This is a genomic window from Mycobacterium sp. NBC_00419 (genome assembly GCF_036023875.1).
In the GTDB taxonomy this organism is placed as follows: Bacteria; Actinomycetota; Actinomycetes; order Mycobacteriales; family Mycobacteriaceae; genus Mycobacterium.
In genome coordinates this window covers 2,021,073-2,037,666 of the sequence record NZ_CP107931.1, presented here as the reverse complement: position 1 = coordinate 2,037,666, position 16,594 = coordinate 2,021,073, and the positions used below count along the sequence as shown (strand labels likewise).

18 protein-coding genes are annotated in these 16,594 nt (G+C 64.5%); 7 read left to right on the top strand and 11 right to left on the bottom strand.

Annotated elements, in window-relative coordinates; all coding sequences use genetic code 11:
- Positions 1-7: 7 nt before the first annotated feature.
- Genes pstC through pstB form a run of 3 tightly spaced genes read left to right on the top strand, consistent with a single transcriptional unit; the run spans position 8 to position 2,748 of the window.
- The gene (gene pstC / locus OG976_RS09540) at positions 8-1,051 is read left to right on the top strand and encodes a phosphate ABC transporter permease subunit PstC (protein ID WP_328361041.1); all 1,044 of its coding nucleotides are present in this window, start codon (positions 8-10) and stop codon (positions 1,049-1,051) included.
- Positions 1,048-1,962: a phosphate ABC transporter permease PstA gene (gene pstA / locus OG976_RS09535; RefSeq protein WP_328361038.1), complete on the top strand. Its 915-nt coding sequence runs from the start codon at positions 1,048-1,050 to the stop codon at positions 1,960-1,962. Before pstC ends, pstA begins: the two co-directional genes overlap by 4 nt.
- 9 nt (positions 1,963-1,971) lie before the next feature.
- Entirely contained in the window at positions 1,972-2,748 is a 777-nt protein-coding gene (pstB, locus tag OG976_RS09530) for a phosphate ABC transporter ATP-binding protein PstB (RefSeq protein WP_328361036.1), read from the top strand.
- 63 nt (positions 2,749-2,811) lie between these two features.
- Here pstB and phoU read toward each other — a convergent pair whose 3' ends face one another.
- The 4 genes from phoU to OG976_RS09510 form a co-directional block, all read right to left on the bottom strand.
- The gene (gene phoU / locus OG976_RS09525; RefSeq protein ID WP_328361033.1) at positions 2,812-3,477 is read right to left on the bottom strand and encodes a phosphate signaling complex protein PhoU; all 666 of its coding nucleotides are present in this window, start codon (positions 3,475-3,477) and stop codon (positions 2,812-2,814) included.
- An 86-nt stretch (positions 3,478-3,563) separates the two neighbouring features.
- Positions 3,564-5,630, bottom strand: coding sequence for an LCP family protein (locus tag OG976_RS09520; protein WP_328361030.1), 2,067 nt, complete (start codon positions 5,628-5,630; stop codon positions 3,564-3,566).
- Positions 5,631-5,865: 235 nt separating this feature from the next.
- Positions 5,866-7,029, bottom strand: coding sequence for a tRNA dihydrouridine synthase DusB (gene dusB, locus OG976_RS09515; protein WP_442930516.1), 1,164 nt, complete (start codon positions 7,027-7,029; stop codon positions 5,866-5,868).
- Complete coding sequence (locus OG976_RS09510) at positions 7,026-8,021, bottom strand: acyl-ACP desaturase (protein ID WP_328361027.1); 996 nt, start codon at positions 8,019-8,021, stop codon at positions 7,026-7,028. Before OG976_RS09510 ends, dusB begins: the two co-directional genes overlap by 4 nt.
- 170 nt (positions 8,022-8,191) lie before the next feature.
- On the opposite strand from OG976_RS09510, the gene OG976_RS09505 reads away from it, so the two are divergent.
- The 3 genes from OG976_RS09505 to OG976_RS09495 all read left to right on the top strand — a co-directional run bounded on the left by OG976_RS09505 (position 8,192) and on the right by OG976_RS09495 (position 9,846).
- A complete protein-coding gene (locus OG976_RS09505; protein WP_328361024.1) occupies positions 8,192-8,689 on the top strand; it encodes a hypothetical protein in 498 nt (165 codons plus the stop codon).
- Positions 8,689-9,237, top strand: a complete 549-nt coding sequence (locus tag OG976_RS09500; RefSeq protein WP_328361021.1) for a hypothetical protein — start codon at positions 8,689-8,691, stop codon at positions 9,235-9,237. Before OG976_RS09505 ends, OG976_RS09500 begins: the two co-directional genes overlap by 1 nt.
- A gap of 138 nt (positions 9,238-9,375) precedes the next feature.
- Positions 9,376-9,846 (top strand): hypothetical protein, encoded by a 471-nt coding sequence (locus OG976_RS09495; RefSeq protein WP_328361018.1) that lies wholly within the window; start codon positions 9,376-9,378, stop codon positions 9,844-9,846.
- On the opposite strand, the gene OG976_RS09490 is transcribed toward OG976_RS09495, so the two are convergent.
- Positions 9,843-10,424, bottom strand: a complete 582-nt coding sequence (locus OG976_RS09490; protein WP_328361015.1) for a TetR/AcrR family transcriptional regulator — start codon at positions 10,422-10,424, stop codon at positions 9,843-9,845. The genes OG976_RS09495 and OG976_RS09490 overlap by 4 nt on opposite strands.
- Positions 10,425-10,479: 55 nt before the next feature.
- Here OG976_RS09490 and OG976_RS09485 point away from each other — a divergent pair, with 55 nt between their 5' ends.
- Positions 10,480-11,508: an oxygenase MpaB family protein gene (locus OG976_RS09485; protein WP_328361012.1), complete on the top strand. Its 1,029-nt coding sequence runs from the start codon at positions 10,480-10,482 to the stop codon at positions 11,506-11,508.
- A gap of 23 nt (positions 11,509-11,531) precedes the next feature.
- On the opposite strand, the gene OG976_RS09480 is transcribed toward OG976_RS09485, so the two are convergent.
- From OG976_RS09480 to OG976_RS09455, 6 genes are all read right to left on the bottom strand, one after another.
- On the bottom strand, positions 11,532-11,687 hold the full coding sequence (locus OG976_RS09480; protein ID WP_328361009.1) for a hypothetical protein: 156 nt from the start codon (positions 11,685-11,687) through the stop codon (positions 11,532-11,534).
- Positions 11,688-12,250: 563 nt separating this feature from the next.
- Positions 12,251-14,044 (bottom strand): hypothetical protein, encoded by a 1,794-nt coding sequence (locus tag OG976_RS09475; protein WP_328361006.1) that lies wholly within the window; start codon positions 14,042-14,044, stop codon positions 12,251-12,253.
- Positions 14,045-14,049: 5 nt separating this feature from the next.
- Positions 14,050-14,364, bottom strand: coding sequence for a hypothetical protein (locus OG976_RS09470; RefSeq protein WP_328361004.1), 315 nt, complete (start codon positions 14,362-14,364; stop codon positions 14,050-14,052).
- A 74-nt stretch (positions 14,365-14,438) separates the two neighbouring features.
- Positions 14,439-15,032, bottom strand: coding sequence for a hypothetical protein (locus tag OG976_RS09465; RefSeq protein ID WP_328361001.1), 594 nt, complete (start codon positions 15,030-15,032; stop codon positions 14,439-14,441).
- 81 nt (positions 15,033-15,113) lie between these two features.
- Positions 15,114-16,037: an Ig-like domain-containing protein gene (locus OG976_RS09460; RefSeq protein WP_328360998.1), complete on the bottom strand. Its 924-nt coding sequence runs from the start codon at positions 16,035-16,037 to the stop codon at positions 15,114-15,116.
- Positions 16,038-16,062: 25 nt separating this feature from the next.
- Positions 16,063-16,545, bottom strand: coding sequence for a phage tail termination protein (locus OG976_RS09455; protein ID WP_328360995.1), 483 nt, complete (start codon positions 16,543-16,545; stop codon positions 16,063-16,065).
- Positions 16,546-16,594: the final 49 nt, after the last annotated feature.

Genomic DNA, 16,594 nt, shown 5'->3' with positions numbered 1-16,594 from the left:
GAGATCAGTGAGCGATGGGGTAGACGTGACCACACCTAATCCGGCAGATGCGGGTTCGGGTGAGGTCGTCGCGGCGCCGATACCCGAGAAGCCCGCGGTGCCGACGGATCCTTCGGGTCACTCCAAGGTGCGGCCCGGGGACGCGATCTTCCGAGGCCTCTCGGAGGGCGCGGGCATCCTGATCATCGTCATGATCGCCGCGATCGGCTTCTTCCTCGTCTGGCGTGCGGTGCCGGCGTTGCAGCGCAACGAGGTGAACTTCTTCACCTACGGCGGGAACTGGATCACCACCGACACCTCGAAGATGACCTTCGGCATCTTCGACCTGATCCAGGTCACGGTGTTCGTCTCGCTGTTCGCTCTTGTCCTGGCCATGCCCGTCGCGTTGGGTATTGCGATCTTCTTGACGCAGTACGCTCCGCGGCGGGTGGCCGGGCCGCTGGGCTACATGGTGGATCTGCTTGCTGCGGTGCCGTCGATCATCTACGGCGTCTGGGGCATCTACGTGCTGGCCCCGGTGATCAAGCCCTTGGCGATGTGGTTGAACGGAAACCTCGGGTGGCTGTTCCTGTTTCAGACAGGGAACGCGTCAGTGGCCGGTGGCGGCACGATCTTCACCGCCGGCATCGTGCTGGCGGTGATGATCCTGCCGATCATCACCGCGGTCGCCCGGGAGGTGTTCGTCCAGACACCTCGTGGCCAGATCGAGGCGGCGCTGGCGCTGGGCGCCACTCGCTGGGAAGTCGTACGGACGACCGTGCTGCCGTTCGGGCTGTCCGGTTACATCAGCGGCGCGATGCTGGGCCTCGGCCGCGCACTCGGTGAGACGATCGCACTGTTGATCATCCTGCGTGGAACCCAGAAAGCGTTCGGCTGGTCGCTGTTCGACGCCGGCTACACGTTCGCCAGCAAGATCGCCTCGGCCGCTTCGGAATTCAATGACCAGTACAAGGCCGGCGCCTATATCGCAGCGGGCTTGGTTCTGTTCATCCTGACGTTTGTCGTCAACTCGCTGGCCCGTGCCGCGGTTGCCGGAAGGGGTGCCCGATGACCTCCACACTGGACCGACCGGTCAAGGCGCCCACGTTCCAAGGTGTGAGCTTGCGCCGCAAGGTGGTCAACAACACCGCCACGGTGCTGGTGTCGGCGTCGGTGGCTGTTGCTGTGGTGCCGCTGCTGTGGGTGCTGTACGCGGTGATCTCCAAGGGCTACAAAGTCGTTCTCGACAGCACCTGGTGGTCCAACTCCCAGGCGGGTATGACGGCGTTCGCAGCCGGCGGTGGCGTGTACCACGCGCTTATCGGCACGCTGCTGCAAGGTCTGGTCTGCGCTGTCATCTCGATCCCCATCGGCGTGTTCACCGGTATCTATCTCGTCGAGTACGGCGGCGGCACCAGGCTGGGCAAGATCACCACGTTCATGGTGGACATCCTCACCGGTGTGCCCTCGATCGTGGCGGCGCTGTTCATCTACGCCCTCTGGGTGGCAACGCTCGGCTTCCCGCGCTCCGGCTTCGCGGTGTCGCTGGCACTGGTGTTGCTGATGATCCCAGTGATCGTCCGCTCCACCGAGGAGATGCTGCGCATCGTGCCGATGGATCTGCGCGAGGCCAGTTACGCCCTCGGTGTGCCGAAGTGGAAAACCATTGCGCGCATTGTTATTCCGACGGCGTTGTCGGGCATCGTCACCGGCATCATGCTGGCCTTGGCCCGCGTGATGGGCGAGACCGCGCCACTACTGATCCTGGTCGGCTACTCGCAGGCGATGAACTTCGACATGTTCGGCGGCTTCATGGGGTCGCTGCCCGGCATGATGTATGACCAGACCTCGGCCGGAGCGGGTGCCAACCCGGTTCCCACTGATCGGCTTTGGGGCGCGGCCCTCACGCTGGTCCTGCTGATCGCGATCCTGAACATCGGCGCGCGTTTCATCTCAAAGTTCTTCTCTCCCAAGAAGGTGTAGGAATACCTGATGGCCAAGCGGCTTGATCTCAAAGACGTCAACATCTACTACGGTGCGTTCCACGCCGTCGCCGACGTGTCGCTAGCGGTTCCGCCGCGCAGCGTCACCGCATTCATCGGGCCCTCCGGCTGTGGCAAATCCACGGTGTTGCGCTGCCTCAACCGCATGCACGAGGTCATCCCCGGCGCATACGTCAAGGGCTCAGTGCTTCTCGACGGTGAGGACATCTACGGCTCCGGCGTCGACCCGGTGGGTGTTCGCAAGACCATCGGTATGGTCTTCCAGCGCCCGAACCCGTTCCCCACCATGTCGATTCGCGACAACGTGGTGGCCGGACTCAAGCTGCAGGGCGTGCGCAACCGCAAGGTGCTCGATGAGACCGCGGAGCGTTCACTCAAGGGTGCCAATCTGTGGAACGAGGTCAAAGACCGGCTCGACAAGCCCGGCGGCGGTCTGTCGGGCGGTCAGCAGCAGCGGCTGTGCATCGCCCGTGCGATCGCCGTGCAACCTGACGTGCTGCTGATGGACGAGCCGTGCTCGGCGCTGGACCCGATCTCGACGCTGGCCATCGAGGACCTGATCGCCGAACTCAAGCAGGACTTCACGATCGTGATCGTCACGCACAACATGCAGCAGGCCGCGCGGGTCAGCGACCAGACGGCATTCTTCAACCTCGAGGCCACCGGCAAGCCGGGCAAGCTCGTCGAGGTCGACAACACCGAGAAGATCTTCTCCAACCCGAGCCAGAAGGCCACTGAGGATTACATCTCCGGCCGCTTCGGTTAGCCACTGCCACACAATGAAAGAAGGGCTGCCGCGGAATGCGGCAGCCCTTCTTTTCGGTGTAGCTCAGTACGTCGGGATCTCTTCTTCCTCGGGCAGCCGGCCGGTCACCTGGAAGATCACCCGGCGGGCGATCTCCACCGCATGGTCGGCGAAGCGCTCGTAGAACCGCCCGAGCAGGGTCACGTCGACCGCCGCGGCGACGCCGTGCTTCCATTCCCGGTCCATCATCACGGTGAACAGGTGGCGGTGCAGGTCGTCCATCGCATCGTCTTCTTCGCGGATGCGGCGGGCCTTCTCAGGGTCGCGTGACAGCAGTACCTCGCGGGCACTGTTGCCCAATTCAACTGCCACACGGCCCATTTCGGCGAAGTAGCCGTTGACCTCTTCGGGAAGCGTGTGTTGCGGGTGCCGCCGGCGGGAGATCTTGGCGACGTGCAGAGCCAGCGCGCCCATCCGGTCGACATCGGCGACGATCTGGATAGAACTGACGATCGCACGCAGGTCACCGGCCACCGGCGCCTGCAGGGCGAGCAGTACGAAGGCCGCTTCCTCGGCGCGGGCACTGGCCGCCGAGATCTGCTCGTGGTCGGTGATGACCTGTTCGGCCAGCACCAGGTCGGCCTGCAACAGCGCCTGGGTGGCGCGCTCCATCGCCACGCCGGCCATCCGACACATCTCGGCCAGCTGGTTGTTCAGAGCATCGAGTTGCTCGTGGTAAGCGGTCCGCATACGGTCCACCCTACTTTCAGACGGTCACCCAGTATGGCCCGAGTCGGTGAACGAACGGTGAATGGAAGCACACGCGGTCTGCGCGGCTATTCGCAGGTGACGTCCGCGCCGTTGGTGACGGTGAGGTCCTCGGGCAGCTGGGTGGGGGTGCTGCTGGAGTCGTGGCTGACCTGCACGCTCACCGCGGAGCCGCTCGGCGGGGGCGCGGCGACGGTATCGAAGTTCGAACCGAGCACCACCTGAACCGTCTGACCAAGGCCGTCGACCCGCTCCATCGCCGCGTTCGGGAAGGCAGCGGCGACGGTCGCGGCGGCCTCTTCGTTGCCCGCCGAGAACATCACGGTGGTGCCGCTGACGGTGCCGTCGTAGTCGTCGGGTTCGAGCACGTTGAACCCGTGCTCCTGCAGCGCCGCCGCGGCATTGGCGCCGAGCCCTTCCTGGCCGGTGGCGTTGGACACCTGCACGGTCACGTCTGTGGGGTTGGTCGTCACGGCGTTGACCAGCTCGGTCTGTGTCGTCTCGACGGGCTTTTCCGCGGTGGCGCTCGGCGCGGCCTCCTCGGCCTTTTTGGCCGCCGTCATCGGGCTGGTGGTTGCGTTGGTGTCGTTCTCGCCGGGCAGCGGATCGTCGTTGATGATCGCGTCGAAGAGCGCCCGGATGTCCTCGGTGCGGGGCTCCTCGTTGCCGTCGGCGTCGGTGATGCCGGTGGTCGGCACGGTGACGAAGGTGATCCGGCCCGCGTTGATGCCCTGCAGCGACTGGCCCAGGTCAACGAGGTCCTTGGTCCGGACGTTGTCGACGTAGGTGTCGTCGATGAACATGTTGACGACGTTGTTCAGCTTGCTGAGGCTGAACAACGTGTCCTTGGAGATCATCGAGCGCAGCAGCGAGGACAGGAACAGCTGTTGGCGCTTGATGCGCCCGTAGTCGCCATTGACCTCGGTGGTGACTTGGCGCGCCCGTACGTAGTTCAGCGCGGTGTGCCCGTCGAGGGTCTGGCGCCCGGCGCTGGCCAGGACGGTCCCGAGTTCGTAGTCCTCCAGCGGCGTGGTGCTGCACACCTCGACACCGCCCAGGGCGTCGACCATCTTGGAGAACCCGGCGAAGTCCACAGCCATGAATCGGTTGATCGACAGGCCGGACATCTTTTGAATGACCTTGACCAGGCACTTCGGGCCGCCCAGGGCATATGCCGAGTTGATCTTGGTCTCGGTGTAGCGCCAGTCGTCGCTCCACTCGCCGGTGTTCTGGTCGTACACCGGGCCGTACTCGCCGGTTTCGGAGTTCCAGGCCTGACATTTCATCGGGGTGATCGCCAGATCGCGGGGGAACGACACCGCCACCACGCGTTTTCGGTCCGCTGGGATGTTCACCAGCATGATCGTGTCCGAGCGGGCACCTTCGGCGTCGGCCGTGCTGCCGGCGCCCATCTCGCCGTTGGCGCCGGTGCGGGTGTCGACGCCGACGATCAGGAAGTTCTCGTCGCCGAACTGGGCGTTGGGGTCGAGGATGTCGTGCGAATTCGGATCCAGGGCGGCCACATTGCGCAGTAGATCGTTCTTGGCTGACTGCCACTGCCAGGCTCCACCGGTCAATGCCAGGGCGGCCACCGCGAACAGCGCCGCTGCTGACCGGCCGGCCAGTATCACCGGCTTGCGTGACGTGGTCTTCTTCGTCTTTTTCGCTGAGCGTGCCTTGGCCGTCTTGCCCGTCTTGCCCTGCACAGTGGCAGGAGGTGGCGGTGCGGCGGGCGCCGGGCTGGGGTCGGCGGCCAGCGTCCCACGGGCGCGGTTGAGCGCTTCGAGGTCGGGCAATTCGTCGGCGTAGGCCGCCGCTAGGACCGGGATGGGCTCGGTGCGGTCCGCGGAGTTGTCGGGCGGTCCGGCGGGCTGCTCTGCCCGGCGCCGGGCGGGACCACCAGGCGCAGACGCCCCGGCCACCTTGGCGATCAGGTCCGCGACTGGGACGCCTTCGGTGTGGTTACCGGACGGGGCAGGGCCGGTCTTCGGCGCCTCGGGGGCACGGTGTGAGGCGGCGGCGCGCTCCCAGGGTGTGCGGCTCTGCGCTGGTCTCGGTGTGCGGGTGATGCGCTCGTTGCCCTCGGGCTCAGAACCGCGGTGCTGGCCAGGAGTGGCGTTATCGCCGTCACTCATGTTCCAGTCGCCTCCGACTCTGGGGGGTCTTGCGCGTCGTCGCGCGTACACAGCCGTGGTGCACGTGTCTCGGCACCTGGGTGAGGATCGCCGCTGTGCGGCGCCACAACCGTCCTCTGTCTTCTAGCAGCATTCGCCGCGGGTCCGCCAGTCCGGCGGCACACGACAAGATCCCTATCGTACTGAGACAACGTGTGGGACCGCTAGCTCGCCCAGATGTCGGGACCGTCTCGAATCAGCCACCCGAGTTCATGACATCGGCGCCCGCGGGCACCGTGCAGTCGTCCGGATCGTCGAGCCAGCGTTCGGGAAGCGACACCGACGCGGCCGAGCCCTGACGGCCCCGGGGTCCGGTCGCCGCCGCCGGGAACGGCACCTCGCGGTCGAGTTGCTCGAGCAGCCCGTCGAGCTCGTCGAGGGTCTTGACCAGCGCCAATGCCCGGCGCAAGTCGGCGCCTGCCGGAAAGCCGTGCAGATACCACGCGATGTGCTTGCGCATATCGCGCATACCTTTGTCCTCGCCGAAATGCTCGGCCAGGAGCCGGCCGTGACGGCGCATGATGTCGGCCACCTCACCGAGAGTGGGCGGGGTGGGCGTGGGTGAGCCGGTGAACGCCGCGGACAGTTCGGCGAACAACCAGGGCCTGCCCAGGCAGCCTCGGCCGATGACGACTCCGTCACACCCGGTTGCGGCCATCATCGCCAGTGCGTCGTTGGCCTCGAAGATGTCCCCGTTGCCCAGCACCGGGATCGAGTGCACGGCCTCTTTGAGGCGTCCGATCTGTTCCCAGTCTGCCGTACCGGAATACCGCTGAGCTGCGGTGCGGGCGTGCAGGGCAACGGCGGCGGCGCCCTCCTGCTCGGCGATGCGACCGGCGTCGAGGTGGGTGTGGTGGGTGTCGTCGATGCCGATGCGGAACTTCACCGTCACCGGGACCGAGGTGCCCTCGGTTGCGCGGACGGCGGCTGCCACGATCTGGCCGAACAGCCGCCGCTTGTACGGCAGGGCGGCCCCGCCGCCGCGGCGTGTGACTTTGGGCACAGGGCAGCCGAAGTTCATGTCGATGTGGTCGGCAAGGTCATCTTCGACGATCATCCGGGCCGCCTCATAGGTGGTGGCCGGGTCGACGGTGTAGAGCTGCAGTGAGCGCGGGGATTCCTGGGGCGCGAACGTCGTCATGTGCATGGTCACGGGGTGACGCTCGACCAGGGCGCGGGCGGTGACCATCTCGCAGACGTAGAGACCGCTGACAGTGCCGGCTCTGGTCTCTTCCAGCTCGCGGCACAGCGTGCGGAAGGCGACGTTGGTGACTCCGGCCATAGGCGCCAAGACGACCGGGCTACGGAGGGCGAAAGGCCCGATCCGCAGCCCGGTGGTGGCTGGTGAGGTGTCGACTATGTTGCCGCCCCGGCCAGTGTCTTGGCAGCGCGCTTCTCAGCCAGCCGCGCGTCGCGCTCCAGCTTGCGGGCTTTCGCGTCCTCGAACTTGTCGCAGGTCTCTTCGAGTTCCTTGATCAGCTCGGCGAGGTCGTCGCGCATCCTGGCGGCTTCGCCGGTGAAGTCCTCGCGCTCGAAGATGCGCCATTTCTTCAGCACCGGCATCACGACGTCGTCGAGATGGATACGCGGGTCGTAGACGCCACCCATCGCGATGATGACGGCCTTGCGGCGGAAGTCCGGCACCGTGTAGCCGGGCATCCTGAAGTTGCGCAGTACCCGGTGCAGAGAGTGCATCGCCTGGTTCGGCGCGATGGCGAAGCTGGCTTCGCTGACGTCGCGGTAGAAGATCATGTGCAGGTTCTCGTCGTTGGAGATCCGCGCCAACAGCTGCTCGGCGACAGGCTCCTGGCAGGCCTTGCCGGTGTTGCGGTGCGAGACGCGGGTGGCCAGCTCCTGGAAGCTGACGTACATCACCGAGTCGAAGAGGCTCTCGGCGAACAGGTCACCCTGCTGGTTCTGGCCCGGCGAGAAACCGCGGGTCATTTGCTCCACGCGCAGCTCTTCGAGCTCGATCGGATCACAGTTGCGGGTGACCACCAGGTAGTCGCGGATCGAGATACCGTGCCGGTTCTCTTCGGCGGTCCACCGGTTCACCCAGTAGCCCCACGGGCCGTCGGTGGAAAAGTTCATCGCGATTTCGCGGTGGTAGGCGGGCAGGTTGTCCTCGGTCAGGAGGTTCTGCACCATCGCGGTGCGGGCGACTTCGGACAGCTGAGCCTGGTCGGGATGCCAGTCCTGGCCGCCGAGGGCGTAGTAGTTCTTGCCGTCCGACCACGGGATGTAGTCGTGTGGGTTCCAGTCCTTGAACATCGACATGTGGCGGTTGATCAGCTTCTCCGCCACGGGCTCGAGCTCGCGAAGCAGTTCGAGGTCGGTCAGGTCTTGCGACATGAACCCTCCAGTTATCTGTTTCCAGTAGTTGCATCAATATATCTGTGTATCCCGGTGACATTCAAGTTGCTGACGCCGGTGAGTCGTTTCTGGCGTAGCGATCGGGTGCCGGCGGTAGAGTCTCGCTTGAGTCGGTTGGGGACCGACCAGTGCTCATCTCAGGGGGGAACATGAGGCTGTTTTTGCTGGTCGAAAGATCTGCAGTCGCGTGTGTGCTGTTCGCGGCGGCGGCTCTGGGAGTCGGCGCTGCCAATGCCGCAGGACCCGACTATTCGGGCCAAACCTACGCAGACGCCTCCAAACAGATATCCAGAGGCGGCTCTACGCCGGTCATCGCGAGCGTCGTCGGCGACCAGCTTTCGACGGACGACTGCATGGTCGAATCTTCTTCGAAGGCCACCAATCTCGATTCGAGCGGAAGGTCCCGTGGCAGCGAGATCTTGCTTCACCTGAACTGCAATCAGGCGCTCGCCGCCCCCGGCAAGCCGGGCAATTCCGCGGCTTCTCCGGGCGGGCAGAAGGCGAAGCAGCAGCAGGAGCGGGATGCGGCAAACGTGAGGTACCTCAATGCGCATCCTGCGTACTGCACTGCCAATGCCGCTGACTGTAAAGAGATGTGTGACAAGGCCGGAGGGTGCTCCGACGAGGTCCTTCAAACCATCGGCTAGTGGTCGACGACCGCGTGCGTTCAGATCGATCGCGCCTCGCCGAGTACCCGTTATCAGGTCACGTACCGGTAGATCGTATTCATCAGGTTGGAGGTCAGATGGTTCGAGCAGCGGCCGTTGTGGTCGTCGCCATCACTATCGGATCGTTCCTCGGCATATGCCAGCCTGCCGCCCACGCTGACAACGAGTACGCCGGCCAGACCTACGGCGACGCATCGCAGACGATCCAGCAGAGCGGCGGAGCCGACACGATCGCCACGGTCGTCGGAGATCAGCTGCCGACTTCCCAGTGCCGGGTTACCGGCTCGCGGAGCGCCAGTTTCCTGGACGCCAGCGGAAGCAATCCTGGCGGACGAGTTTTGCTCGACCTGAACTGCAATACCGACCTGGCCTCTCAAGGCAACCCCGGTAACTCGGCGGCCAGCCCCGGGGACCGTCAGGCCCAGGAAGATCAACAGGCCCAACGGCAGGCTGAAGCCGAGCAGAACCAGGGCGATGAACTGTTGCAGTCCGGCGAGGTGCCTACAGTGCCGGGCCAGATTCCATAGCCTGCGGCCCCCAGCGCGCAAATCCCTGGTCCGGTGCCCCTGCGAGGTCCGCGCGAGTGGAGTACTCTTCCGTTTCTGAAGCCACAAGCGTTTCTCTAGTAAACGCACAGTAACCCTCAAGTCGGAGGTCGTTCAGACGTGAAGAAGCCCTTGGTCCTCGGCGTCGGCGCCGTTGGTGTTGCGGCAGCATCGTTCGCGGTCTTCGGCTCGGGTGTCGCCTCAGCGGTCAACGAGTACGCCGGACAGACCTACGCCGACGCAGCTCAGGCCATCAGCGATTCCGGTCAGTCCGCCACCATCGCAACTCGGGTGGGCAGCTTCCTGCCGACCGACCAGTGCACGGTCACTGGCTCGCGCAGCGCCAACTTCCTCGACTCCAGCGGAACCAGCTCCGGTGGGCAGGTGCTGCTGTACCTGAACTGCAACAACAGCTTCGCCGCCGCTGGCGTGCCGGGTAACTCGATCGGCAGTCCCGAGGGCCGCCAGGCGCGCTCGGACTACGAGGAGAAGCTTGCCGAGCAGCAGGCCGAGGCGCAGCAGAGCTCGTCGTCCGAGCTGCTGCAGGACGGTCAGGTTCCGGGTGAGGCCGGGCAGGTCGCCGGCGGTTAACCCGCTGCGCGACTGAGCAGCAGTTCCACGCAGTAGTCGATGAACTGCTCGCGCGAGGCGCTCAGCCGACCGTCGAGGTAGGCGGTGAACAGTGCCGTCAAAGCACCGATCAATCCGGTGGCGACCATGTTCTGCAGCGCCGGGTCGTCGATCTCGGTGAGCTTGCCCTGCAGAAGCTTGATGAAACTGGGCATCCACTCGGCTCCGGAATGGATGAGCACCGGTTCGACCTCGGGTGCCAGCAGCAGCACGCGTCCGCGAACCGGGTCGTCGACCATCAGTGCGACGAAGCGCTCCACGGCTTCGCGTGGGGTGGTTGCCGTCATCAGCGTCGCCATCGCCCGGCTGCACACGTCGTCGTACACGGCGCGAACGAAATCGTCTCGGTCACTGAAACTCTCGTAGAAGTAGCGCTCGGTGAGGCCGGACTGCCGGCAGACGGCCCGGACGGTCAGTGCCGGCCCGCCCGCATCGCCGAGCAGCGTCACGCCGGCGGCGATGAGTTCGTCGCGACGCAATGCCTGGCGATCCTGCAGCGGCACGCCCGACCAGCGTCCCCGTCGTTGACCCGACGTCACATGGCTCCTAAGCTCGTGATGACAACGTACGTAGTCAGATTGTGAAGGTCATCAGTTGAGTCAAGATACGTCCGAGGCGCACCCGGACACCACCGGCGATGAACCCGTGGCGTCGGGCTGCCCGGTGACCGCCGGCGCCTACGACGCTCCACCCGCTGCGCTCGGACCCGATTCGCTGACCTGGAAGTACTTCGGCGACTGGCGTGGACTCCTGCAGGGTCCGTGGGCGGGCTCGATGCAGAACATGCACCCCCAGCTTGGTGCGGCGGTCCAGGACCATTCGATCTTCTTCCTCGAGCGGCTGCCGCGCCTGCTGCGCTCGCTGTACCCGATCGGCGGCGTGGTGTTCGACGGTGACCGTGCGCCCGTGACGGGTGCGGAGATCCGCGACTATCACATCCCGATCAAGGGTGTCGACGAGCAGGGCAGGCGCTACAGCGCGTTGAACCCCGAGGTTTTCTACTGGGCGCACGCGACCTTCTTCATGGGCACCGTCTTGACCGCCGAGCATTTCGGCGGCGGGCTCACCGAGGACCAGAAACGCCAGCTGTTCGACGAGCACGTCACCTGGTACCGGATGTACGGGATGAGCATGCGGCCGGTGCCCGCGACGTGGGAAGACTTCCAGGCCTACTGGGACCACATGTGCCGAAACGTACTGGAGAACAACTGGGCGACCCGTGAGGTCCTCGACCTCTCGACGATGCCGAAGCATCCTTCACTGCATTGGATTCCGGATGCGGTGTGGTCGGCATACCTGAAGGTGATGGGACCGTTCGCGGTGTGGTTGACGGTCGGGCTCTACGACCAACCGGTGCGGGAGTTGATGGGCTACACCTGGTCGAAGCGTGATGAGCGCCTGCACCGGCTCTTCGGCCGAACGGTGAATCTGGCGTTCACGTTGGTCCCGGTGCGCCGTCGGATGCACCCGCGCGCACGGGCCGGGTGGGACCGCGCGACGGGTCGAATCCCGGCCGACGCGCCGCTGCTGCACACGCCCGATCGGAATCTCCCGCCGGTCGATCACCGGGACAACGGAATCCATTACTTGGGCGCGACCTGTCCCGTCCAGAAGGCGCCGTAGAAGTAACGGTCACGCTGAGAGGCTCAGCGCTGTCCGTCCGAGAAGGCCGTACACCACATCGCGTAGGTGGCGGCAACGGCGATGTCGTCGATCGCTTCCTCGTCGCCCCCGAGTTTTCGGACGGTATCGGCGATCGCGTAGCGCACGACATCGGTCGAGGTGACCCATGGGCTGTTCATAGCGCTCTCCTGACCGTCCCCGACCGGAAGTTCTGGGTGTGGTTACCCGTTGCTGAGAAACTTCACACATACGTGCGCAGAATCGTCATTTCCAGTTGGCGCCGGCGGTATTTAATTGACGCGTGTGTACCTCGCAAAGGTGTTAGTGGCCTGCTGCACTTGGTTTTTGGGGTAGTGGCGCTGAATTTGGGAAATTCTCGGGATGCTTGGCGGTGCCCGCTTCCGCGCTCGGTGACGAGTCGAATTCTTCCCGAAGGAAATTTAGCTGGCAGCGGTGGAAATCGATCCGGCTAACCCCGAGTAGCGGTGATTGGAGAAGTCGTCGGAAACGGATTCTCCGGCGCGGCTCGGCGCCGCACTGGCTGCCGAGCGGTGTCGCCTTCCGGCGGTGGTGCCCCCACCAGGGCTCGAACCTGGGACCTGCGGATTATAAGTCCGTCCGATGGGCTCTTTATCGTCCCTCCGTTAGGCAAGGCGGCGTGAGCCCAGAGGCGGCCGTGCTCACTACGGCCGTTGCGCGCAGGGAGTAAACTTGAAAACGCAACGAGCGAGCGTCAGCACCGTCACGAATTAGTTAACCCGTCAAATAAAGTGACCATCCCCATGTGCTGCTTAGCGGTCGAGCCCAGCTGACCCGTTACGTCTGCGACTTTCCAGTGATCGACGTCGATGCTGACCGTCGAGTCCTGATTGGCCTTGATCTCAACACCGAGTGCATGCAGGCCGTCGATCGTCGACTGCAACATGGGCGCCTTGATCACGATGTTCTTCTCGTTGTTCGTCGCGACTTCGACGTTGAGATCCTTCAGAAGGTCGTAGAGGGCCTGAGCGTTCTGGGTGGTTTCCATGTTGATCGGCGCGTTCTTCGGCACCGCGTCGGCCACGGTGTACAGCTCGGCTCGCGCCGTTCCGATGTCGATGCCGCGATTCGCTGCGAGCTGCTGCAATGTCGGGCCTGCAACCGCACCTCGCTGGCGCGCCTCGTCAATATCCTTGCGTATCGGCACGAGCTCTTGGGCGGCCAGAGCCGCGTCGCCTCCCTGGCTGCGGAGGCCCGATATCAGGGCATCTGCCACGGGCCCCCCGCGGCTCAGGATGGAGGCGAACTGCCCTTCGCTCATTCCGTGCATTGCTGGGGATCCGGGTTGTATCGACCCCACGATGCTTTTGACCCTCGCGGTGTCATAGCCACGGCCGCTCAGTGAATTGGGAATCTGCGCGAGCAGCTGATCAACCGAGGTGACCGCACCGATGTCGATGTTTCCGCCGAATGCCAGTAGTGAGTCGTTGAGCGAGTGCTGGCCGGACTCCGTTCCCGCCGCCGCAGCGCGGGCACGGCCAACCTGCAACTGGTACCTAGCTGCAGACTCCTGGATCCGTTGGCTTTCACGGTCCTCCTCGCCGAACTCGCGAGCGATCAATGCGGAACCACCACCGAGCAGCGCACCCCCAGCGGTGCCCCAAGGCCCGAGAATCGACCCGGCAACAGCACCACCGCCGGCTGATGTCAGGATGCCCAGCAGCTGCCCCCAGCCGTTTTCGCTATGTGCTGCACCGAGACCGGCGGCTGTTAGATCAATCCCCTTCAGCAGCCGGGGGTCACCGAGCTTGCCCAACACGCTCGCGAGGCCGCCGCTGCCCTTGCTCCCACCTCCGCGGGACCGGTCCCCGGGGGTGCTGTCGTTGCCGCTGCGATCGCCGAACAAGGAGGCGAAATCGCCCAATTCTGAAGTGATCTCCTCCGACTTCTGGTACCAGTCCAACGCGGTCTTCAGACTGTCCATCAACCCATCGGCCTTCTTGGTGGGTTGAGGATCAGATGCGATTACGGCATCCATCGCGTCTTTCAGACGGGTAAAGTCGGGCACGACAAGCGGAGCCGGGCTTGCTTTCGCGGGGGACGCCGGCGGCAGCTGCTGCACAGCCGGGGCGACCTCGCTGTGAATCTTCTGCGGAGCTGGCGCGCCTCCTGACGCCGGCGCGTATGACGCTGGCGGACACGCACACGCGAGTCCCGCACCAGGGATTTGCTTGGCCAGAGCCTCTAGCCGCAGGCGCGCAGGCCCGGTGTCGGCGTCGACAACGATCGTCAATCCCTCGGCCCGCTGCCGGGCACGCCACGCATCCATCTGCGCCTGCGCCCTACCCAGGGCGACATCCACGCCGAGAGTTATCCCGTTGCGCTGCTGCTGTTCCCGGAAGTGCTCAATCTCAGCACGTGCCTGCGCATTGTCAGCGGTGACGTTCAGCGCGAGGTCTAGACGGAGATTGCTCATGTCTGCATCGAGTTTGCGTTTGAACTCGCTGACGTCCGGTACGACCGTGACACGGGCCTCACCTGTGTTGTCCGTAGGCATTTTGGTCAGTCACCTCCAGGGTCGTCGTCGGTGTATCCCAGCGCCGCATCCATACGGCGGTCGGCGATCACCTTCTTGTTGTCTTTGATTTCGTCGATCGGCGTCGGCGGTCCGTCGAGGATCGGTAGCCCGTTCACAATGCGAATGTCGTTGCGCAGACCATGGATTTCGGTGCGAAGTCCGTCGAAGCCGGCAGCTTGCGGGCGAGGCTTGCGCGTTCCGTGCTGCATCTCTTCCCAGAGCTGCTGCCAGCGCCCCAGATGTCGTTTGTCCTGTGCTTTGGCGGCTTGCAGCCAGGTGCCCTCCGTGTTGGAGAGCATCTCGCAGTAGTTGTAGAACTGTTCCCACGGTTTGCGGCCGCGGACCCAGTCGCGGGCGTCGAATCCGCGGTTGGCTAGGTCTCGTTCGATGTCGTCCCAGTAGTTGTCGACGAGGTCAAGGATTTTGGGGCGCGCTCGGCCGCCTCCTCGTCATCGATGCGACCGCAACTGGGGCACACTCCGTTATCGGGGGCGGGCGGAAGGAACTCCGCCTTGATGTCGGGGATGAACACGTCCCACAGGCTCGGCTTGTCTTCGAAGTAGTCGATGACAGCCTCATAGGCGTCCCCGAAAAATGCACGCTCGTAATCCGCTGTCGCCGAAGCAATTTCGCCGTTGAGGTTGCTGACCTGTTCCTGGGCGGCTTCTGTCATCGACTTCCACTCGGCGTGAGCGGCTTCGTTGGCAGCGCGTTGCTCGTCGGTTGGGTCCTCGGGAAGGCTTGGGCTACCCAGGGTGGCACGGTCGATGGCGGATGCCAGTAACGAACGGAACACGTAGATCTTCTGCTCGGCGTTGTGCATCGCGGTGCGTCGGGTGCGAGTCGGGGGCTGAACGACGATGGTCTCGGTCACCGGATACGGCTGCGGATCGTTCGTCTGGGCGGCCAGCTCGAGTAGCCGCGCGGACAGTGCAGTGGATCCCTTGCGCGCCTTCGGTGTAGCCATATCCGCCTTTCGTGCAAAAGAATGGTCGACCGGGACCGTCCCCCGCCTTGGGGAGGGGGCGGGGGACGGTCGGTGTGGGGGCTATGCGCTGACGGTGACTGCAGTCTGCGCGGTGAAGCCGTTCCAAGATGCCGTGACGTTCGCGCTTCCGGTGGCCACAGCGGTGATCAAACCGGTCGAGGAGACAGTCGCCTTCGCCGGGGTGTCGGAGGTGAAGGTCGCCGATGCCGTGCGGTCCACGCCGTTGGAGTCCTTCACCAACAGCTGCTTGGTGTGGGTCGCACCGGCAGTGACGGTGACGGTGGCAGTCGCGGGTGTCACGGTGATGCCGGTGGCGCTCTTGTAGAGGCTGCCGTCGGCAACCGCCGCCGCCAGCAACGGGACGCCGGCGCCGCACATACCGAAGATCACCGGCAGACCGACTGCCGGATCGGTCTGGAACTCCAGTGTCACACCGTGCTCGAAGACGTTGGAGTCGGTGCCGGTGATGTCGGTGCGATCGCCGACCTCGGCCAGGTTGGCGATCCAGTACAGGAAGACGTCCTGGCCCTGGAACGAGTCCCAGGCGATGTAGACGCAGCGCCACTGGGTGCGGGCCGGCAGCTCAGGAATGCCGATCGTGAAGCCGCCCTTGTCCGAGACCGAGGAAACCGCCGATGGCGTGAATCCCCAGGAGTTCTGCAGATTGAGGAGCTTGATCTCCTGCGGCGTGTAGGTGATGCTCTTCTTCGACTCCGAGGCGAGCTTGCGTGTCGCAGATCCCTTGCCCGACGACATGATGTCGTTGATGGTGGGCTTGTTCGCGAGCTTGACGCCGGCCTTCTTCTCGTAGTTGCCGACCGTCTGGAACTGGGATGCGACGCCGACCTTCGCTAGGTCGATGCCACCGGCGGCGGCATCTTCGATGTTGAGCAACGCCGGTGAAGTACGCGGCGCCAACAGCACTCGGCCGTCGCACTGCGCGAGTTCGAGATCGGATTGTCCAGGCTGCCAAATGATACTCATGTGTGATGGGTTCCTTTCGGATGAGTTAGAGGCCGAATGCCTCGCGGTAATTTCCGAGACCCCCCGGCTTCCAGGTATGAAGCTTGAAGGTCACAGGGACGAGTCGTTCGTCCCTGATCCGTTCCGGGATCCATTGCGGGCAAACAAGTTCACCCACACACCCCAGCTTGTGCACGGTTCCAGGGACGACCCCGACCGCGTCGATGTACACGCCGAGGACCTGGCGAGTGAACTCGATCAGCTCCCAAGATTCCTCGCGAGACTGGGTGAACGCCGCGATTTGGACGCGGGGCTCATCGCGGTTCGCTTTAGGATTGACGTAGCCACCGGTTCGGTAGATCCGCAGGATCCCCTGCCCCGTACCCAAGATCCCCGCGATAGTGTCAGCGTCAGGCAGCCAGTAGCACTGGTGCACTCCGCCGAGGCCCGCGTCGGTGAACAAACCCTTCAGCAGGAGTTCGATGTTCGGATACCCGCCCTGGTAGTCGGCGGGATAGGTGATGGCCATCAGCGGTGTGGCGTCGGTCTGTTGTCAGACATCGGCGGTAGCCCTCCTG